The 20,634-nt window shown below is 35.7% G+C and carries 17 protein-coding genes and 15 tRNA genes; 30 read left to right on the top strand and 2 right to left on the bottom strand.

Annotated features, from left to right (window positions below):
* The first annotated feature begins 316 nt into the window (after positions 1 to 316).
* The 6 genes from J2772_RS20320 to J2772_RS20295 are packed head-to-tail and all read left to right on the top strand — an operon-like array spanning position 317 to position 7,881.
* The gene (locus J2772_RS20320; protein WP_245365281.1) at positions 317 to 967 is read left to right on the top strand and encodes a hypothetical protein; all 651 of its coding nucleotides are present in this window, start codon (positions 317 to 319) and stop codon (positions 965 to 967) included.
* Entirely contained in the window at positions 964 to 2,097 is a 1,134-nt protein-coding gene (locus J2772_RS20315) for an AAA family ATPase (protein WP_209919921.1), read from the top strand. Before J2772_RS20320 ends, J2772_RS20315 begins: the two co-directional genes overlap by 4 nt.
* On the top strand, positions 2,070 to 2,813 hold the full coding sequence (locus tag J2772_RS20310) for a hypothetical protein (RefSeq protein ID WP_209919920.1): 744 nt from the start codon (positions 2,070 to 2,072) through the stop codon (positions 2,811 to 2,813). Before J2772_RS20315 ends, J2772_RS20310 begins: the two co-directional genes overlap by 28 nt.
* Complete coding sequence (locus tag J2772_RS20305; protein ID WP_209919918.1) at positions 2,804 to 5,182, top strand: hypothetical protein; 2,379 nt, start codon at positions 2,804 to 2,806, stop codon at positions 5,180 to 5,182. Before J2772_RS20310 ends, J2772_RS20305 begins: the two co-directional genes overlap by 10 nt.
* Positions 5,172 to 6,869: an APC family permease gene (locus tag J2772_RS20300; protein WP_209919916.1), complete on the top strand. Its 1,698-nt coding sequence runs from the start codon at positions 5,172 to 5,174 to the stop codon at positions 6,867 to 6,869. Before J2772_RS20305 ends, J2772_RS20300 begins: the two co-directional genes overlap by 11 nt.
* Positions 6,862 to 7,881, top strand: a complete 1,020-nt coding sequence (locus tag J2772_RS20295) for a tetratricopeptide repeat protein (protein ID WP_209919914.1) — start codon at positions 6,862 to 6,864, stop codon at positions 7,879 to 7,881. The genes J2772_RS20300 and J2772_RS20295 overlap by 8 nt, the downstream gene beginning before the upstream one ends.
* Positions 7,882 to 7,967: 86 nt before the next feature.
* Here J2772_RS20295 and J2772_RS20290 read toward each other — a convergent pair whose 3' ends face one another.
* Both J2772_RS20290 and J2772_RS20285 read right to left on the bottom strand, forming a co-directional pair.
* On the bottom strand, positions 7,968 to 9,344 hold the full coding sequence (locus J2772_RS20290) for an SDR family oxidoreductase (protein ID WP_209919912.1): 1,377 nt from the start codon (positions 9,342 to 9,344) through the stop codon (positions 7,968 to 7,970).
* An 11-nt stretch (positions 9,345 to 9,355) separates the two neighbouring features.
* Positions 9,356 to 9,428, bottom strand: a tRNA-Ile gene (locus tag J2772_RS20285).
* Between the two features lie 68 nt (positions 9,429 to 9,496).
* Here J2772_RS20285 and J2772_RS20280 point away from each other — a divergent pair.
* From J2772_RS20280 to J2772_RS20165, 24 genes are all read left to right on the top strand, one after another.
* The gene (locus J2772_RS20280; protein WP_209919910.1) at positions 9,497 to 9,625 is read left to right on the top strand and encodes a penicillin-binding protein; all 129 of its coding nucleotides are present in this window, start codon (positions 9,497 to 9,499) and stop codon (positions 9,623 to 9,625) included.
* Positions 9,626 to 10,202: 577 nt separating this feature from the next.
* Positions 10,203 to 10,270: transfer RNA gene (locus J2772_RS20275), tRNA-His, on the top strand.
* 9 nt (positions 10,271 to 10,279) lie between these two features.
* A tRNA-Lys gene (locus J2772_RS20270) sits at positions 10,280 to 10,356 on the top strand.
* Between the two features lie 3 nt (positions 10,357 to 10,359).
* Positions 10,360 to 10,433: transfer RNA gene (locus tag J2772_RS20265), tRNA-Arg, on the top strand.
* A gap of 5 nt (positions 10,434 to 10,438) precedes the next feature.
* Positions 10,439 to 10,523, top strand: a tRNA-Ser gene (locus J2772_RS20260).
* 9 nt (positions 10,524 to 10,532) lie between these two features.
* Positions 10,533 to 10,603: transfer RNA gene (locus J2772_RS20255), tRNA-Asp, on the top strand.
* A gap of 67 nt (positions 10,604 to 10,670) precedes the next feature.
* Positions 10,671 to 10,742, top strand: a tRNA-Pro gene (locus tag J2772_RS20250).
* A 71-nt stretch (positions 10,743 to 10,813) separates the two neighbouring features.
* Positions 10,814 to 10,886: transfer RNA gene (locus J2772_RS20245), tRNA-Leu, on the top strand.
* 5 nt (positions 10,887 to 10,891) lie between these two features.
* Positions 10,892 to 10,963: transfer RNA gene (locus J2772_RS20240), tRNA-Asn, on the top strand.
* A gap of 253 nt (positions 10,964 to 11,216) precedes the next feature.
* Positions 11,217 to 11,298 (top strand) — tRNA-Cys (locus tag J2772_RS20235).
* A gap of 226 nt (positions 11,299 to 11,524) precedes the next feature.
* Positions 11,525 to 11,608 (top strand) — tRNA-Tyr (locus J2772_RS20230).
* Between the two features lie 272 nt (positions 11,609 to 11,880).
* Positions 11,881 to 11,952 (top strand) — tRNA-Glu (locus tag J2772_RS20225).
* A gap of 245 nt (positions 11,953 to 12,197) precedes the next feature.
* A tRNA-Phe gene (locus J2772_RS20220) sits at positions 12,198 to 12,270 on the top strand.
* Positions 12,271 to 12,369: 99 nt separating this feature from the next.
* A tRNA-Gln gene (locus tag J2772_RS20215) sits at positions 12,370 to 12,441 on the top strand.
* A gap of 8 nt (positions 12,442 to 12,449) precedes the next feature.
* Positions 12,450 to 12,520: transfer RNA gene (locus J2772_RS20210), tRNA-Trp, on the top strand.
* A 121-nt stretch (positions 12,521 to 12,641) separates the two neighbouring features.
* The gene (locus tag J2772_RS20205; protein ID WP_209919908.1) at positions 12,642 to 13,127 is read left to right on the top strand and encodes a ribonuclease H-like YkuK family protein; all 486 of its coding nucleotides are present in this window, start codon (positions 12,642 to 12,644) and stop codon (positions 13,125 to 13,127) included.
* Between the two features lie 43 nt (positions 13,128 to 13,170).
* The gene (locus J2772_RS20200; protein WP_209919905.1) at positions 13,171 to 13,956 is read left to right on the top strand and encodes a hypothetical protein; all 786 of its coding nucleotides are present in this window, start codon (positions 13,171 to 13,173) and stop codon (positions 13,954 to 13,956) included.
* Positions 13,957 to 13,971: 15 nt separating this feature from the next.
* Positions 13,972 to 14,349, top strand: a complete 378-nt coding sequence (locus J2772_RS20195) for a cyclic-phosphate processing receiver domain-containing protein (protein WP_209919903.1) — start codon at positions 13,972 to 13,974, stop codon at positions 14,347 to 14,349.
* Positions 14,346 to 15,359: an RNA ligase, Rnl2 family gene (locus J2772_RS20190; protein WP_209919901.1), complete on the top strand. Its 1,014-nt coding sequence runs from the start codon at positions 14,346 to 14,348 to the stop codon at positions 15,357 to 15,359. The genes J2772_RS20195 and J2772_RS20190 overlap by 4 nt, the downstream gene beginning before the upstream one ends.
* A gap of 231 nt (positions 15,360 to 15,590) precedes the next feature.
* A complete protein-coding gene (locus J2772_RS20185) occupies positions 15,591 to 16,532 on the top strand; it encodes a peptidase (RefSeq protein WP_209919899.1) in 942 nt (313 codons plus the stop codon).
* A 121-nt stretch (positions 16,533 to 16,653) separates the two neighbouring features.
* On the top strand, positions 16,654 to 17,217 hold the full coding sequence (locus J2772_RS20180) for a metallophosphoesterase family protein (protein ID WP_209919897.1): 564 nt from the start codon (positions 16,654 to 16,656) through the stop codon (positions 17,215 to 17,217).
* A 37-nt stretch (positions 17,218 to 17,254) separates the two neighbouring features.
* On the top strand, positions 17,255 to 17,800 hold the full coding sequence (locus J2772_RS20175) for a 3'-5' exonuclease (protein WP_209919896.1): 546 nt from the start codon (positions 17,255 to 17,257) through the stop codon (positions 17,798 to 17,800).
* Positions 17,801 to 17,870: 70 nt separating this feature from the next.
* Positions 17,871 to 18,422 (top strand): exonuclease domain-containing protein, encoded by a 552-nt coding sequence (locus tag J2772_RS20170; RefSeq protein ID WP_209919893.1) that lies wholly within the window; start codon positions 17,871 to 17,873, stop codon positions 18,420 to 18,422.
* 104 nt (positions 18,423 to 18,526) lie between these two features.
* Positions 18,527 to 20,500 (top strand): AAA family ATPase, encoded by a 1,974-nt coding sequence (locus J2772_RS20165; RefSeq protein ID WP_245365280.1) that lies wholly within the window; start codon positions 18,527 to 18,529, stop codon positions 20,498 to 20,500.
* Positions 20,501 to 20,634 lie beyond the last annotated feature (134 nt).

Below are 20,634 nucleotides of genomic sequence, written 5' to 3'. Positions count from 1 at the left end.
CAACAAGGCTATTATAAGGCGCAAGAAAATCTAAGATTTTCAGCAAGTATGCAGTTTTTTGCCACGGATGCAAGAATGATTTTATTCGTGCATCCGTGGCTTTTTACAAGTAATTTTAGCAGCATACAATTTTATCACAGATAAAATCCTAGCGCCTTAGCGTTTTCCAACATAAAAACATTTTCCACAATCCTTTCAAAGTGAAATTCTTGCATTCGTGGGCATAAAAACCGTATTTTTTTATCAACATTATAATTTAACATCAATCCTATTCCTAAAAGTTTTATTCTCAACGAAATAATTCTATTTTTGTTTCATGATGGAACCCAAATCACCATTTTTAGATACAATCTTTCTGCTAAGGAAGAATGAATGCATTACTCTTTTTTCGAATATACCAACCATTTCTCCGAAAGAAGAGGAGGAAGCAGAAATGTATTTTGAAGCAGAGTTTGAAAAAGAAAGACTTGAATTTCTGTCCGATCAGCTAACCTGTAATAATGCAACAGCTGTTTGGGCAGCAAAAGTGCTGTATCACAGTGCACAATTATATCTGATAAGAGAAAGTAATGCTGATAATTTGGAAAATCTCATTCCGAAATGTAAAGGAACAAGAGACGTTTCTTCTATCTTGTCTGCCGACTTATGTTTAAGATTCCTGCCAGAAGTTATCACGGTTCTTAATTCAGTAGATCCCGAAGATCCGCTCATTAAAATGCTTGAAGCTATCCTTACAGAATTCCATTATTCCGGAATAGGATATGATCTTGATCTGAGCAATGTGCACTGGGAAGACGAGTTGAGAGACAAAACTTATAAGAAATTATATCTTGAAAGAATTGTTGAAAAAAAAGACTATAAACTGGCGGAAATTCCGTTCATCAATAGACTGCTTATTGCAGAATTTGGAATGCACAAAGAAGCATTCTGGAGAGAATTAAGAATAATAACTGAAGAAAATCAATGATGCAGAATATCAATACACTCAATACAGTTCTGAACTACGTAAAGGATACTTTTGTAGGTAAAAATGATGTCGTAGATCTGCTGGGAATCTGTCTTTTGGCAAGAGAGAATGCCTTTTTGTATGGTCCTCCCGGAACTGCAAAGTCAGCCATTGTAAGAACCTTGTCTAAAACCGTAAAAGACGGAAAGAACTTTGAATACCTCTTGACCCGTTTCACTGAGCCCAATGAAATTTTCGGGCCTTTTGATATCAGAAAATTGAAAGAAGGTGAACTTTTGACCAATACGGAAGGAATGATGCCGGAAGCCTCCATGGTTTTTCTGGATGAGATCTTCAATGCCAATTCCGCCATTTTGAATTCACTTTTGATGGCTCTTAACGAAAAGATCTTCAAAAGAGGAAAAGAAACAAAACATTTACCTGCTTTGATGTTTGTGGGAGCAAGTAATGTTCTTCCGGAAGATGAAGCCCTGAATGCATTATTCGACCGTTTTCTGGTAAGAATCAACGTGGATTATGTAAATCCTGAACTCCTACAACAAGTACTTTTAGCAGGAAGAAAGCTGGAAAATGAAGAAGAAACAGAAGTTCCGGAAATTCATGCCAATGAGATCAGAGAATTACAGAACCTGTGCAGAACGATAGATTTAAAACCTATCTACGAAGTCTATCTGAATACCATCATGAGCCTGCGAAATACCGGAATTGCCATTTCGGATCGTAGAGCCGTGAAACTTCAGAACCTCATTGCTGCAAGTGCTCTGATTTGTGGAAGAAATGAAGCCGTTCTTTCAGACCTTTGGGTTTTAAAACATATCTGGGATACAGAGGAACAGATTGAAATTCTGGAGGGAATTATTAACCGAACTATTGAAAAAGACGATCACCTGAATTCTCATCCACAAGCAATGCAGAACAAAACTCCCAATCCGGAAGAGGTGATGAAGGATGTAAAAATCCTTGTGGATAAATGGAATCAGGGACAACTAAGCTTTGAGGAACAAAACGTAATCAAAGATAAATTAAGATACCTGCAGACACGCTGCGACTGGATTAGAAACCCCGAACAAAAACAATACATTCAGCAGGAAATTGAAAGCTTATGGCAGAAAATTCTTCAGACAATATAAAAGAATTCTGGGCAGAACTTCCCCGTACCGATGAAGATTATCTAGGCTCTCTCCGGGACTGGAAGAATGTTCATATTGCAACGGATGATGAAACCATATGGCTGAAAGGCTTTACAGATGAACAGGCATCAGCCTCTGAGCTTCATCAGTTGCCTAATTTCTTACTGTATGAACTCCGGGATGGTCTTTTATTTAAAAAAGAAGCTCTGGTTCCCAGTGGAAAAATGAGAACAGCATTGCTTTGGATGCCGATTGATAAAGCATTACGCCTTACTTTTCCAGCTTCCAATCAAAACTATTTCGGAATTAGTGAGAAATTTCCGGTCAGGTTAAAAGAAAGCAATGAAGAGCATCCGGTCATTGCCTTGCTCAACAGAATTGATGACTGTAAGGAAAGCATTGTAGCATTACCAAAATTCAGACTGGAAAAGATAGAATGGATTGTGATAGGAGAAAAAGCGCTTTTTTTAGGAACTCCGTTACTGAGTCTACCTGGAAAAACCTATTGGACAAAAGACGGGCATCTTTTACCTTCCGGTTTTGATTTTGAGTTTAAAAATTTGAGTACCTTCCTACAGCAGAAATATAATAAAGAGTCAGACGGATGGCTGTTATGGGACGAGAATGGAAATTACCTTTCAATAAAGAAGACAGATTTTCGTCCTTTGTCCGTAAGTTCATTCCGTCTTACTGAAAAATCAAGAGAATGGAATTAAAGGTATACTTCCAGTCCTATGAAAACTATTTCTGGGAATGGAAAACCGATGAAGATGTTCCCGGAGATTTCGGGTATCATGAAAACAACCTCCTCTCCATACCCGGAGTAGGAGCCATTGCTTATAGACCTTATGTGATAGGAATTCTTAAAGAACTTCAGCCGCAGGGATGGCCGCCATTCGGGGCTTTACTGATGGTTTTATATGCAATGCAGGAAGGATACACAGACTTTTCCAGCCCTTTAAGACATACTACAAAACTTTATAGTGTTGATAACTTTGAGTTCAATGCAGAAAAAGAAATTGAATTTCTCGAAAAAATAAAAGCACTTCCTAAAGTTTATAAACAAAAGCAGAACAAGATAGTACTGCTGCAGACTTTATTTAAAGACAGCCCTAACAGAATATCTTCTGTTACTTCTGAATTCAATCTGAGAATTTACCTTAAAAGAGCTCATGAACTTTCTGTTTGTGCAGAAAAACAACCGGCTCAGCAAAGTGTTTTAAACAGAGACTTAAAAGCTCTAAACCTTAATGATAGATTCCCAACTACACAATCCATCATTGATGCCATGAAAGGTTTAATTGAAGAACCGGAGCTGGATGATGAGGTGGTAGAAGAATATGCTACTGCAGATACCAATAAAGACTTTATCAGAGAATTGATTGAAGAACCCAAAACATTTCTGGTAGGTAGCCTTATCAAAAGAATCTGGAGTGGGCTTAAAATTCCTATGCGTCATCTTTCTCCCGGTGAACAGCCTATTGGAGGAATTTCTGATATGACCAATAAAGGAGACTTTCATAGAATGCTTTTGTCAGAATTTGCGAATGAAGACGATGTATTTATGAGCCGTGTGGCGAATCATGAAGCTTTATACATCCAAAGAGAAATACCACCTGAAGAAAATATTTTTGAAAGAATTATTCTGATTGATACTTCCCTTAGAAACTGGGGAACGCCAAAAGTATTGGCTTTTGCATCAGCCATTGCAGTGATTAAACATCCGAAAGCCCACTCAGAATGTAAAGTGGTAGCTTTAGGACAGGCAGCTGTTCCTATTTCTTTGAACAAAGTGGAAGCCGTTATTGAAAATCTCAATCAAGTCAGTCCGGTGCTGGAAGTTTCAGAAGCGTTAGGAAAGTTTTTTAATGAAGATTATCCTCAAAAAGATATCGAAGTATTTTTCATCACCCATCAGGAAAATCTTGAAGATGAAAAGATTCAGAGAATCATTCATCAAAATAGAGACAGACTTAAATTTTTAGTAGCCACTACTTCAGATGGCGAAATTAATTTTTATAAACATCATCAGGGAGCAAGAAAACATATCCAGAAAATAAAACTTCCTCTTCAGGAATTATGGGCTAATCCACCACATCAAAAAATTGCAGAAAGTAATCCAAATGGAAAGAGAACAGATCTTCCGTTGAATTATCCTATCCTGTTTCCAACGCCTGTTAATCAAATATCCCAGTTTTTATACGAAGGTGAATTCTTTATCCTGAGTTCAAAAAAACAATTGTTGAAAACTTATCTTTCTGATAATTATTACGACAGGCATTCCTATGATTACTATAAAACCTATCATGGCTGTGAAGTAATGTTTGAGAATGTTTCCGTAAAGCCAACCGGACAGTTCGCACTGGCAAAAAATAAGCAGCAGCATTTCATTCTCTGCCAATATCAGCCGGACAAAAAATTAGTATCAAAACTTAATCTGAATACAAGAGAATATTCTGAACAGAATATCACCGGATTGAATATCTCGGAAGCCTACGAACTGATTTATTTTGGAAAAAGCTTTTATCTTCATCAGTTCGATAATCCTTTACTGTATAAAATAAATATCGAAGGAAATACTTCTGTAGAACCTTTGGATAACAAATACGATGATATAGATAAAAACACTACAAAAGTAAATGCCGAAGTAGCCAAACTGGACCGAAGTGGCTTAAAAATCATAGGGAATTTTAATAAAGTAGGGATCAATGTTCATCATAATCTGGTTTTTTCAGGGAGTGAAGTAAGCAGTGTGTATGAAAATACCCTGAACCTTTACAAAAACAGGTTTGAGATCAAGGTTTTTGCAGAACAGAATAAAAATAAATATACCTTTCCTGACGGAAGCGAAATCATTGCAGATTCACGCGGAATACTTACATTCAGAAGTAGTAACAAAGGAATTGAGGAATTTTATATGCCCACTACAACGTATGGCTTCCTTGCCTTGGCTACTTATACAGAATTTGGTGGATCAGAATATTACCTTCCGGAACAGACTCTATTGAAGGTGAGAACCATGGATGAAATGTATAATCAGTATTTAAAGCCGTTTATAGAACAGATTTTGGATTATGGAGCTTAGAATAAAACCTTTCCCGAAAAATATATACCCTAAAAAAGGCCTTTTAATAAAAGGGTCTTCACCTGTGGTATGGCTTCAGGAAATGGAAATTTTAGGAATCAGTCTTACTCAGGTGAAATCTTATGCGGTTCCGGCCAATAGTCCCAATGTGTTGTATGGATGCTTTCTTGTGTTCAACGACCATACTCCTCAGGAAATTGGAAAAAATGCTTATTTCCAATGTGTGGATAACAAATTGTTTATTCCGGAAAATACAACGTTTTATCCAAAAATTAATACGGAAGATTGGAGTACAATAGATTCAGATTTTCTTATCATGCACCCTGAATTTGGATTGGTGAAATTATCAGATCAAATTAATTGGATCGAATTGATTCAGGAGCCAGAAAAAATAGAAGAAACGGTAAGAAAACCATTAAATGGCGTTAAAATCCCGAAAACCATAGAAAGCTATATGGTGGAAATGGATGATGAAAAAATGTTGGAAGCATTACAGAAACCCCAAACCGAAGAAGAATGGATGAACAGCCTGCCATTTGACCTGAAGAAAGTAATGGCCGGCAACAAAAAAGAAATTGAAAAATATTTAAAATACATTGAAAAATATCCTGAAAGAGCTATAGAATTAGGCGTTCCTTTAGATATTATGGGAACCTCCAGAGGCGATGGGTTGGGTAAGTTCACCTGGCTGGAAGGGTTATTTGGTGGTGGAGCAGTTGGCAAACAGGAAAGCACCAGCACACGGAATTTCCGTAGAATATTTTGGGCTGTTATTGTCATTGCGATTGTTTTAAAAATAGCCTTGCCATCTGAAGATAAACCTCTTCAGGAAGAAAATGCTGTTTCTTCAGGAAAGATTGTAAAAGATGCCGTAAAAGCCCCTTCAGATATGATTGCTTTTCAGTCAGGAGTTTCTGAAATAGATAAGAAGATAGACTCTCTGTATTACAATAAAAGGAAAAACCTCTCCAATGAACTTCTGAATGCAGGTCTTCAGGAAAGTAAAACGGAACAACAAAAAGAAGAATATAAAAAGAAAGGCGGAAGGAATGTCAATGAAATAAGCCATGATATTCAGGAACTTAACAATAATGAGCAGCAGAGCAGGGATTCCCTTAAAATAATTTATACCAAGAGGATCACCAGACATATTCAGGAAAGAAGTGAAGTACTGAAACGTAAAATTTCAGATTCTTTAAAACAATATACCAAAGGAAAACCTGTAAATGGAGAGGTTGTAAAATATCTTTTAAAAAGAAAGCAGGTTCTGATGCAGGATTCCTTAGGAAAATTATACGGAACTATTGATATGGCTGATATGTCACCTCCAACAGCGATCAAAGATTCAAAAGTAAAAGGAGTAGAATCCGGTAATAGTTCAATTAAAAAAGAGACTCCCGTTTCAGATATTTTATACATGGTGATTCTTATGATTGCGGGGGTAGGATTATATTCTTTCCTGTTTAAAAATAAATCATTAAATCTTGGTGGAGATAACGTTCCGGGCTGGGTGAAATTCCTTTTGACCGCTATTCTGGTAGCCATGCTGGTGTATCTGTTCTATCCATTGGTCAAGATGTTTGGCTACAACTGGTTTGTGTGGATACTGGCTATTGGCGTGATGTTGCTGCTTTACCGTTTGTTCAGAGATGATAAAACCATTTTAAAATCCGATGATGATGAATAAACAGAAATTTATAGACAAGTTTATGGCTGCCTTCGTTCTGTTAGCCATGTTTAAAATTATCGGAATTGTGGCTCAGCTTTTCCATGAGAGCTTTTGGAGTGTTGTTGGGACTTTAGCTATTTTTCTGATTGTAGCATTTATCATCCTCATGGTGATTACTTCCTTAAAAGATAAAGAACAAAATAAGCAGAATTCAAGAAGAGGCGGCGCAGGAGGAGGAAACTTCTATCTGGAAAACTCATTATTTGACAGAATACGAAGCAAATATGAGGATATTGCCCAAAAATATATAGAAGAAAAAGACTACAAAAAAGCTGCAAAAGTTTATATGAACCTGCTGCAGGATTATTATAGAGGAGCAAAAACACTGGAAGACGGCGGATTTTACAACGAAGCAGCGGCGGTATATCTTAAAAAACTAAAAAGTAAATCTGATGCTGCCCATTGCTACGAAAAAGCAAAGCAATATAAAAAAGCCATTGATCTCTACAAAGAAATGGAACAGAAAGAAAAAGTAGGAGACCTTTACAGGGAAATCAATGATCTGAAAAATGCCCATATCTATTATCAGATGGTAGCAGACGACTATACCACCAATAATCAGATGGTGAAAGCTTCGCTGGTATATCGGAAGAAAATGGAAAAGCCTGAAGAAGCCCAAAAAGTATTATTAAAAGGCTGGGAAGAAGATAAAGACGCCTTCAACTGCCTCAATAACTACTTTGCGAATATTTTTGACGTTAAAAAGCTGGAAACAGAAATACAGGCTATGTATGAAAAAACACCCGCTTATAAAAAGCTTACTTATCTGGAAGCCATGAAGTATGAGTTTAAAAAAGATTCTAAATTGCAGTCTGTTACACGGAAAATAGCCTACGAGATTGTTGCTGAAAAAGTAGAAAACCGCTCAGAAATTGTGACCGAGCTAAAACATTTTAATCCCAATGATGAGGTAATCTTAAAAGATATTTCAAGATTTAAAACCGGAAGAAATAAAATGTTCAATCATTAAATGCGATGGGAAGTATTGGTCTTCTCATGAATGAAAGTTATTAAAAATCTAATTTATTACGGTCCTCTCAATAACGTCCAGCTTTCCTACCATCCCGTTTCCTGATAGTTTTTCAAAAGCTTTCCATAAAGTTTTTGATTTCCTTCATTAATCTGTATTATTGGATGAAAGATTCGCATGGCTCCATCTACAGGATCCAAAGGTGGAATTCTGGTTTTTTCAAAAAGTCTTTCTCTTTTGATTTCTATGGCTCCAGTTGAAATCCATCCCACATCCACAGCATTCATGAATATCCTGTCCTTTACAAAATCAGAGGCCGAAGTTTTCGTGAGCATATTCAAGGCTGCTTTAGTCATATTTGTATGTGGATGGAATTCATTTTTACTTTTATAGCTGAATTGCCCTTCTGTAGAAGTCACATTAATGATATGTTTGTTTTCAACACGGCTTTTTTTCATCAGAGGTTTCAATGTAGAGATCAGCAGATAAGGTGAAATGTGATTAATGAGGTTTACTTCGAGAAGTTCCTCAGTCCCGATTTCGTCCATCAAGGAATTCCAGCTGTTTTTATCTCTAGAATCTTTTGGTTGTCCAAATCTGTTAACAGGGATTTCAGATCCTTGTTGAGATAAACTTAAAAGATCACTATCTTCTTTATTCACTGGAGTTTTATTTTGAATCACATGATAATGTCCATGAGATAAAAGAAGCTTTTCTTTCAATTGTAATGGTTGATAATATTCTGCGTCGTATTTGATGGTTTGAGCGGCATTGTTGATCAGAATTTCAATACTTCCAAAATTGTTGTAACAATATTCTGTAAATTCCTGAACCGATCTGATATTTCTTAAGTCCAAACCATAGAGAAAAAGATACTCCTTCCAAGTTTCATAGTCCTCTTCTTTCTGAAACTGTTCAAATGCCAGTGCTGGAAACCTTGAAGTAACAATAACTTTAGCCCCGCTTCTTAAAAATTTTAAAGCCACAGCATATCCGATTTTTACCCTTCCGCCAGTGATAATTACAGTCTGGTCACTGAAATCATAAGCTAGATCTCTATTTTTATAATTTACATCCGCACAAGCAGGACAGAGTTTATGATAAAAAAAATGAACTTGATGATAAGGCTGATGACAACAATAACATAATTGAGGTTTTTGCAATAATGAATAAGATTGAGATTCTTCTTTAGTATGAGAATATAAAGTTTTATTTTCCAGTGCTTTACCTACAATAGCTGATTTTTTAAGAATTTCGAGATCCGGATTTCTAAAATGTAGTTCTTGATTGTCTCTATATTCCTCAGGATTTTTACTGATATTTTTCTGAGCCTTTTTACGAATAGATGAGATCAGAGTTTTGAAACGCCGATTATCGGGATTATGCAATGGGTTTTTCTGAAGTGCTTCCAGAACCTTTAAACAGGTTTCCCATTCTTCATTACTGAATGGATATTGCTCCATAATATAATTTTGTGGGGGAGGAGGATTCGAACCTCCAATTTCAACGTTATCAGTGTAGTGTTTTTCCAGTTAAACTATCCCCCGTGTTGGTGAACAAAAGTATAGTTTTCCGTATTGAAAAACAATTTTTCATATCTTTGCACCAGAAAATTATGACAATACAAAGAGCACATATCAATGCAGAACTATGCGAAAGCCCATCAAAACTGGGATTATTTGCATATGATGGGACGATATGGAATGAGGCAAAATGTGCTGACTTTGGAAATTATTTACTGTAAACCCGTAAAAATTTAATCAAAATATTGCAGAAACGTCTCGAAAAATCGAGGCGTTTTTTGTTTTTTAGGTCAGAAATTATTTAGAATGAAAAAAAATAACCATAAACATGAAAATTTTTTAATTAACAATGCAACTTTAATACAATAAAATAGAGTGATAGACAACCCAATGAGAGACAGTCATTTAGGTAATTAAGTTATCTGCAAAATATTGCGGACAGAAATCACTTACTCTAAATTTTAACTTTAACTAATTGATTTTCAATAATTTATATTTTGAATTTATTTGCAGGTTAAAAAAAAACATATTTACTTTGCAACCGAAAATTGAAAGCAACAGGTTTTCAGGATTCAACAAAAAATAATTTAAAAACAAAACAAAAATAAAATGAAACAATTGCATAACATACTCAATCAGTATTCACAACTATTCGGACAGGAGCCGGCAGGGAGAGTGTGTAGCTATGATAGTGAAATTGTGGATAAAAGGTGCTTATATACGTGGATCAGCTAATGATCTTTCACGTCAGAATATAAATGAGCGCCTCCCAAAAAGAGGCGCTTTTTTTATGGTTTCTTTAGCTTATTTGGTAAAGCGCCGGTCTGTGGAGCCGGAGAACAGGGTTCGATTCCCGGAGATACCCAAAATTATAAAATCTCATAGCTCAATTGGTTAGAGCACCGGTCTTTTAAACCGGGGGTTGAAAGTTCAAATCTTTCTGGGATTACCAAACGGCTCCATAGCTCAACTGGATAGAGCATGGGTTTTCTAAACCCAGGGTTACAGGTTCGAGTCCTGTTGGAGTCACAAAAGGAGAGTAGGCAAATATTGGTTTGTTGCGGCTTACTGCTAATAAGTTCTATGACAGTAGTGAAGGTTCGATTCCTTTGCTCTCCGCAAAAAAAAGGTCTATTGAGGTAATGGTAACCTGCCCGACTGTCTCTTGGGCACTGCGAGTTCGATTCTCGCATAGACCGCAAAGATTCATGGAAATTTCTGCTTCGGCTGTCTCCCGAAAAAGAATGTTGAAGTGAATCTGCAAAACTGGAAAGATAACGGTGGTTGTTTACCCGTCTTGGACGCGGGAGGTCGCAAGTTCGAATCTTGCTTTCCAGACGAAATGATAAGCAATAAATAATGAGTAGAAACTTAGGTTTTATCATTACTCATCACTCATAAAAGAGGCCGCGGGAATGGTGGAACGGTAGACACACTTGATTTAGGATCAAGGCGCTGAGGGTTCGAATCCCTCTTCCCGTACAAATGATTTTGTAGCTCAATGGTAGAGCGCTGGTCTGTTAAACCAGAAGTTGAAAGTTCGAATCTTTCCAGAATCGCAGTAACTGAATGTTAATTGTTTCAGGAGAAAAAATAAAAGTTTGTCGAGAGCAGAAGATCTTTACACCAAAACATGAAAATACAGACAAGCTTTTTTCTTTCTCAACAAAACAGTTGGTAGTTAATGTAAATATGATTAATAAAATTTTAGGTAAAAATAAAGTCTGTCAGGCGCAGAAGTTCAAACAAAAAATATGGATAGACTTTGTTTTTTTGAATAATAGGCATTAAAAATTACTCCTATTAAAATCTGATGGTTCGCCGAAGTGGAAGAGTCGGGGCGGTCTGCAAAACCGTTGCGTAAGCTGAGTGGGTTTGAATCCCATAACCATCTCAAAAGTAAGCTGAAAATTGGAATGTTACAGAAGATGATCAATCATCTATCAATAATCATTCATCAATTATAGCTTAAAAAATATCCTTTATTAAGAAAAGAAAACGTCTGTCGAGCGCAGAAGATCTTTAAGCCAAAACACAAAATACAGACAGGCTTTTTCTTTTTATAAGTAATGGGCAATAAGCAATGAAGGATAAATTACTCATTACTCATAAAGAAATCCGGAAGTACGCCGAAGTTGGAGAGTCGGGGCAGACTGTAAATCTGTTGCTTCATTGCTGAGTAGGTTCGAATCCTACTACTTCCACCCAACCGCTGATAATGTAATGGCAGCATGCAGGAAATGTACTCTTGTTGTTTAGGTTCGATTCCTAGTCAGTTGGTCAAAAAAGAAAATATAAAAATGCTCAATATAATTTTCTAAAGAAAAGCTTGTCAAGCGTAGAAGTTCTTTTTGTTAAGCAAATTTAAAGACAAGCTTATTCTTTTTTAATGAGGAATAATGAGCAATAAGTAATCAATGATAGAAGAGTCATTTTATTATTACTCATCACTAATTACTCATTATTTATAAAAAACGCTCTATTCGTCTAACGGTAAGGACGCCTGCCTTTCGAGCAGAAAATAAGGGTTCGATTCCCTTATAGAGTACTGGATGTGAATAACTGGTCAATATTAAATTGATTTTAATACCATGAAAGTTCAGATTAAAAAAATTGGCCAGTTGCCATTCACACAAAATGAAGAAAAGAAAAAAAGGTTGTCAAGAGCAGAAGATCTTTAGTCAATAAAAATAGACAGCCTTTTAATTATGAGCAATGAGCAATAAGTACTGAATGATAGAAAAGTAGTTTTCATTATTACTCATTACCAATTACTCATTGCTCATAAAATAGGGAAGAGTGGTGTACTCGGTGTGCACGTTAGTCTGAAAAACTAAAGGTACAGGTTCAATTCCTGTCTGTTCCGCAAAAACATGAATGATAAGTAATATAATGAATCATCTTTGATACTTGACTGTTTTTAAACATTACTCATTACCAATTACTTATTACTCATGAATTAATCTGATTCATAGTGTAATGGGCAGCACACAAGATTTTGATTCTTGGAGTTTAGGTTCGAGTCCTAATGAATTAACAATGTTTACTCTGATATTGTAATGGCAGCATCTCAGTCTCCAAAACTGATAGTACTGGTTCGAGTCCGGTTCGGAGTGCAAAAAATGAATAGTCAATAGTTAATCCGCTTTGCGGTCAATTTTAAAATCTACTATTGAACATTCACAAATTAATTGTCAACAATCATTTATCAATTATAAATTAAAGTATGTAGAAAAAATGGAAACGCAACAACAAACATGGCAGAATATGAATGGAAAAATGTTCCAAGACTCTATCACACAGCTGGTAGAAAAAGCCATTATTCGCGAACAGGCAAACGGACATCGTCTGAAAGTATGTGTGGGATCAGACTCTCACGTATATGGAGAAGCTATTAATTATGCTACGGCAGTAGTATTTATTCGTGAAGGAAAAGGAGCGTTTACCTTTATCAGAAAAGAAAGAGAAATACAGAGCATCAGTATCAAAGAACGAATGCTGAATGAAGTCAACAAATCCGTTGAAATCGCTTACGCGATTTGTTCTGTATTGGACACTTATGGAGTAGAAATGGAGGTACACGCAGACATCAATACCGATCCGGATTTTAAATCCAATGTAGCATTAAAAGATGCCATGGGATACATTCTGGGAATGGGATATGTGTTTAAAGCAAAACCTTATGCCTTTGCAAGTTCCAATTGTGCAGATATGATGGTGTAATATATCACGTATTAAAAAAATAATACAACAAAAAACTAAAAAAATGACTTACAATAGAATAGCTGTTATCGGCTTACATGAACAGGAATATCAATATATACGACAACATTATGATGGTCTTATGATCTGGCATCAATCTATTCCGATGATTAAAGTAGTAGATGGAACATTATATGTTGAAAAAGCTCAGGGAGTAGGAATGCTTCCGGTGGATAAGGTTGTTTATCATGGAATTTTTGAAGATGATCTTGATCTTATCGCTGGGTTGACAATCTGGAACGGTCCATGCTTTCCAAATGCATACGGAATGTTAGAATGCAGATTGAAAATTCCTTGTCTTGCTAAAGCAATGAAGTATTCAAGATTTAATTCGCAAAGAGGTTTTATCTCTGCAGGAGCTTATATAAATACAGATACCGAATTGGTAGCAAAATGGGGAAATTGGCACTGTGGAGAAAACAAACATAAATTCACAGGAAGCTGGGAAAGTACAGAAAACAGTGTACTGGAGCCTTATTTTGAAGGAGATGCTGTAAGAATTTTAAACATTGGTGAAAAATCCTGGCAGATTAAGCTTGAAGGAGAAACATGGCTAAAATCCATACATCCTGACGATGCCCAATTCATGGAAATTGATACAGACCTTCTACAGGATACCTTGATGTTAAAAGATAAAATAGGAATGGATGTGATTGCGAATGACTATATCGTTCAGAAAAACGGTCATAAACATTTATTGGAAATTAATCATATTCCTAATATTACAAGGTTCGAAGAAGTGAGATTACATTTTTTGAAAACCGTTGTAGATTGGATTCATGAGGATTAGGTGAAAAATAAAACCATGGAAATGACCAAAAGACTATTATTTCTGGATGATATAAGATATCCTATTGAGGCATATCATTATACCAAACAGGATATTTTTCTCAGAAGAGATTGGCATATTGTTCGGAATTACGATCAGTTTGTCAACAGGATACTGGAAAAAGGACTTCCGGAAATGATTTCTTTTGATCATGACCTTGCAGATGAACATTATTTGAAAACAGATACCGGTGAATTTGTGGAAAAAACAGGTTATGATTGTGCAAAATGGCTGATAGAATACTGTATGGATCATTATTTAGACTTACCGAAATTCTATAGCCACTCCATGAATCCTGTAGGAAAGGAGAATATAGAAAGACTTTTAAAAAACTTTAAAAACTTAAAAAAATGATTTTCAAAACATATAACTCTATAGAAAATGCTTACCAAACCCGCATGATCGATCAGATCAGGATGCAGGGCTTTGGGGATGAGGTTTTCATCGTGCAGGAAAAAGTTCACGGAGCTAATTTCTCTTTCTTTACCGACGGAAAGGAAATTAAGATCGCCAAAAGAACAGCTTTCATTGAGAAAGAGGAGAAATTTTACAATGCACATCAAATTTTGGAACAATACAGAAAAAATGTAATTAATTTGTTTCAAAAAGTGAAAACAATATACCCGAATGTTGAAACAGTAGTGATCTACGGTGAATTGTTCGGTGGCGGTTACAAACATAAAGAAGTAGAACCCATGAAAAATGCAATAAAAGTGCAGGCAGGAATTGAATATGCACCTTTCAACGATTTTTATGCATTCGACATTAAGTTGAATGGGGTTACTTATTTGGATACAGATATTATCAACTCAATTTTTGAGGAGACAGGATTTTTCTATGCAAAAACGTTATTTCAAGGAACTTTAGAAGAAGCTTTGAGATTCCCTAATGTTTTCAATTCTAAAATCCCAATCTGGTTAGGACTACCGGAAATGAACAATATGTGTGAAGGAACTATTATCAAGACTCTAAAAACCAGATATTTTGGAAACGGAGCCAGAGTCATTCTAAAAAATAAGAATGAAAAATGGATCGAGAAGTCTAAAATGGTTAGAAAACAGGAAAAAACGATTCAAAAAACAGTTCATTTTAGCGAAACTGCTCAAAAGATCTGGGAGGAAATTCAAAAATATGTAACGGCCAACAGACTGAATAATGTAATGAGCAAAATTGGCGAATTTGAGCCCAAAATGATGGGTAAAGTCATAGGCCTTTTTGCACAGGACATTTTAGAAGATTTTGAAAAAGATTTTCCATCGGTTTTCATAACAATAGAAAAAGATGAACAGAAAAGGATCAATAAAAAGTTGAATTCTTTAGTCATTGATTGTGTAAAAGAAGAGTTGATGACTCTTAAAGTATAGTTTCGGTAAATTTTTACCGGAACTTTTTTATGTATAACCCAACCACAACCTTCAAAAGGATATTTCAAATTTATCATTCTAAATATAGACTGAGAGTCTGGGAATAGAATGAAGAATCTCAAATATTCAATTTTTACAAAAATCTCAATTGGAGATGTGAAAATTCCCCTCCTCTGGAGGGGTGGCGAAAATTCAAAGAATTTTTGACGGGGTGGTTTAAAAAGAAAAACAATGTTACAAGCAGAAATAAAAAGTCTTTTAAAAGAAGACATCAGTATATTAATAAAAGTTCCCAATTCAGGAAAGCATTATTTATGTGATTGTGGGGAAGCCAGTTTGTTGACGGTAAAGGAGGTACAGACCCTATCAGTAATATTCATCAGTCATACCCATATCGATCACTTTACGAACTTTGATGGCATTTTCAGACATCAGATTGGAAGCGGAGAAAAAGTAGTCATCTGTGGACCGAAAAATATTCATCAACAAATTGAAGCCAGATTAAAATCCTACACCTGGAATTTAATAGCTGAAAATGCTATTGAATATGAAGTTCATGAGATTGTTTCCAAAGAAGAAATTAATGTCTATACCCTTCGTCCTCCTTACTGGACGCAGGAATTTGTGAAGACTCAGAATTTCCTTTTTGAAGATGAATATGTACATGTTGATTTTGCTATTCTGGATCATAAAACAGATTCTATTGCTTATCTGTTCAAAGAAAAAGATTCAGTGACTTTTCATGAAAATACTTCTGACTTTAAAAAAGGAAAATGGATCAGCGAATTGAAAAAAGCCTTTGAAAATAATATTTCTGACCAGGAAATTGAAATAGAAGGAACTTTATATAAATCCTCAGATCTATTTCATTTATTAACCAGAAATGAAGGTTATAAATTAGGTGTTATCATGGATCATGCAGTGGATGAAGACAATTATAAGAAAATAAAAGCTGTTTTCAACCAAGCTGATATGGTTTATATTGAAACCTTTTATAAAGATACAGATCAGGAATTTGCAAAGATCAATTATCACAGTTTTGCTTCTGCGTCAGGAAAAATCATGAAGGATTGCAAGGTGAAAGAAGCCATTCCGATCCACTTTTCAAGAAGATATACTGAAAACGATCAACAGGAAATTGAAACTGCTTTTTATAAAGCATTTAGAAATTAAAAAATCAAGATTCCACCCTTCACAAAAATTTAAGTTGAAGACGTGATATTCCCCTCTTCTGGAGGGGTGTCAAATCTGTGATTTGACGGGGTGGTTCTAGAAACAACAAAAATTAATAAAAATGAAACCCGATATATTTTTTACAGCAGACCATCATTTTGGTCACGAAAATATTATAAAATTTTCCGAAAGACCTTTTGAGTCACTGGAGCATATGAATGAAGAATTGATTAAAAGGTGGAATGAGAAAATCAATCCCGGAGATACAGTCTACCATTTAGGAGATTTAAGCCTTGGAAAACCGGATTTTACAAAAGAAATCTTAGATCAGCTGAATGGAAATATCCATTTGATTAAAGGCAATCACGAAGGCGCAGCTCTAACATATCCTAAACGGTTTGCTTCTATCAGGGATTATCACGAACTGAAAATTGATGAGCCTGATAATAATAGCGGAAAGCAGAAAATCATTCTCTTCCATTACGCCATGCGTACATGGAATGGCTCACACCGCGGAGTCTGGCAGTTATACGGACACTCACATGGAACGTTGCCGGATGATGAAATGGCATTAAGCTTTGATGTAGGAGTAGATTGCCACAATTTTTACCCGATTTCCTACGAAGAAGTGAAGGACATAATGAAAAAGAAAAAATGGACACCACTATTTGGGCCTCGGGAGTAATTTTTACTTACTCTCATGAATACGTTTTATTACAACCATGAAAACAACTAATCAAATCATAATTGTCGATTTGGAAGCTACCTGTTGGGAAAACGACAGGATTCCAATCGGACAAAAAGTCGATATCATCGAAATAGGGATTTGTAAGCTGGATCTTATATCCAAGACTATTTCCCAAAAACAAAGTATTTATGTTATTCCCGAAAGATCAGAAATCAATAGCTTTTGTACAAAGCTAACGGGAATTACACCGCAACTGATAGAAGAAAAAGGAATTTATTTTGAAGAGGCCTGTGAAAAGATCAGAGATGAATACAATCCTAAATTGCTCACCTGGGCCGGCTACGGAAACTTTGATGGAGAGCAAGTCATCGAACAAAGCGATTGGCTCGGAATAGGAAATCCTTTTTCGGGACAGTATCTAAATGTAATGTATGAATTCAAAAGACATTTCAGATTGCATGAATCCATAGGCTTAAAAAGAGCACTGGATTATCTGAAAATGGATTTCGAAGGTAATCATCATAGCGGAGCAGACGATGCTTATAATACAGCCAAAATTCTGAATAAGATTTTGGCATAATAATCTGGATGGAAGTGGAAAATAAATGACAATAAATAACTTCCATCTTTTAACCTTAAATAAAAAAACAGTGAAAACAACAGAAAATATACTCATTATAGACCTTGAAGCCACATGTTGGGAAAACCGCCCGCCAAGAGGTCAGGAAAGTGAAATCATAGAAATCGGAGTTTGTATTATGAATGCAAAAACCGGTAAGATCTCAAAAAATGAAGGGATTTTAATAAAACCTCAATACTCAAAAGTAAGCCCGTTTTGTACGGAACTTACTACCATTACCCAAAATATGCTTGATAATGAGGGAATTATGCTGGATGATGCCTTTGATATTCTGAGAGCAGAATACGATTCAGAAGAATTAACCTGGGCAAGTTATGGAAATTATGACCTGAATATGCTTCAGGACCAGGCCAGAAGATTTTATGTGGATTATCCGTTAAGTGACGACCACATCAATGTCAAAACATTATTTGGACAGATTCATCCTACCGTAAGAAAAAGTGTAGGGATGCAGAGAGCATTGAATGAACTTGGGTTTAAACTTGACGGTACCCATCACAGAGGAGTAGATGATGCAAGGAATATTGCCAAAATCTTGTATTGGTGTCTGCAGAATAATTAAAATGCGAATATTATAATTGATAGCAAGAGACTGTTCCTTGAGGTTCAGTCTCTTTTTTATTGTATTTTTATTTTATAATTTACCTTTGATAAAAATTGTATCCCTTGGAGGAGCTTGTCGAATTACTGGAACATACCAACAGAAGCGTATTCTTAACTGGAAAGGCAGGAACAGGAAAAACAACTTTCCTGAATGATTTTGTAAAGAAAACACGCAAAAAACATATCATCGTTGCTCCCACTGGGATTGCAGCCATTAATGCCGGTGGGGTAACCATACATTCTTTGTTTGCCATTCCATCCCGAACATTTGTACCTACTACAGAGTCTGTTGATCCTAATTTAGCGATGAATATCAATGAATTGTTTCCACACTTTAAATACAGAAAAGAAAAACTGGATCTTTTTCGGGAGATTGAGCTCATTATCATTGATGAAGTATCTATGCTGAGAGCTGATTTATTAGATATCATGGATCATTCGTTAAGAAGGGTAAGGCGAAATCAGTTGCCATTCGGAGGAGCACAGCTGTTGTTAATTGGAGACTTATATCAATTGCCACCCGTAGTAAGAGATGATTCTGAACGGATTTTATCAAAATACTACGAAACTCCGTTTTTCTTTTCAGCCAAAGCTTTGCAGAATATACGTTTAATTACAGTAGAACTCACGACAGTCTACCGCCAGCAGGATGAAGAATTTCTGGAAATATTGGATGCTGTCCGGCATGCAGATTTCCACGAATTGGATTTTGAAAAACTGAATTCCAGATACAATCCTGATTTTGAGCCTGAGCATGAAACCTATATTCATTTGTGTTCTCATAATCGTATTGCAGATCATATTAACCAGAAAAAACTGGCAGAACAGGAGACAGAATCATTGTTTTACAAAGCCTCAGTGATTGGTGAATTTAAAGAAACCCAATATCCGATTGATGAAACTTTGGAACTGAAAGTAGGCGCTCAGATTATGTTCATCAGAAATGATTCCTCTCCTGAGAAAAACTTTTATAACGGGAAGTTAGCCGAAATTTCCTACCTCGATGAAGACACCATAAAAGCTGTGTTGGATGAAAGTAAAAAAGAAATAACTCTGACTACTGAAGTCTGGGAACAAAAAAGATATACGCTGGATGCTGATAAAAACATTAAAACAGAAGTGCTGGGAAGTTTTGAACAATATCCTGTTCGGTTGGCCTGGGCAGCTACCATTCACAAAAGTCAAGGACTAACATTTGACCGTGTTATCATTGATGCCGGAAGGTCTTTTGCCAGCGGGCAGGTATATGTCGCATTAAGTCGTTGCCGAACCCTGAATGGGATCGTTTTGAAATCTGAAATTTCACAGAATGCCATATTCAAAGACCATAGGATTGAAGAATTTCAAAATTCTACCAATGTGAATGACGGTTTACTCCAAATCATTGAACATGAAAAATATGATTATACATTGCATAAAGTTCAGATGACAGTAGATGCAGGCTGGTTAAAAGAAGCTGTAATGAACTGGAAAGAGATAGCTTTTACTGCGGGGATACCAGATCGGGAGAAAGCAAATATTTTATCTGATGATGTTGAAAGGGAAAGTGAACATCTCTTTAAAGTGTCCGAAAAATTTAAAAAAGTCATCCATTTGAAATTAGCTGATTATATAGCCGGAGAAATTCTATGGAGTGAGTTGGAAGAAAAATGTCGTGGTGCTGTCAACTTTTTCTATAAAAATGTTGCTGAAAAAGTTTTATTGCCTTTGAAAAACCTTTACACAGAAACGATAGGAATCAAAGGCTTAAAAGCCCTCAATGAAGAAACAAAGAAATTTTTACATGATCTGGAGGAATATATTGAAAGACTAAAAGCCTGTTGTCTATTAGATATTCCTTTATTTAACAAAGAAATTGAAATGGATACTTCCATAACAGTTGTTAAAAAACCAACCCATATAATCACTTTTGAGTTATTTGATGCAGGAATGCCGCCTTTTGAAATTGCTGAAAAAAGAAATTTCACCCTTGCAACGGTATACAGGCATCTTACAAAAATGGGTTTAACTGAAGTAGAAAGAACTTTTAAACAGTAATTGGTATAGGGTAATAAGGAATGTCTTTTCCATAATCAAGATGGTAAATAATAGTGGGTTAGTCCGGATGCATTTTGATGTTTTGATTCATATATTTTTTAACAGATAGAATTAAATCCTGTTTATAAATAGCT

It is taken from the genome of Chryseobacterium jejuense, from assembly GCF_017877355.1.
GTDB classification, from domain to species: Bacteria; Bacteroidota; Bacteroidia; order Flavobacteriales; family Weeksellaceae; genus Chryseobacterium; species Chryseobacterium jejuense_A.
This window is presented reverse-complemented; position numbering and strand designations above follow the sequence as displayed.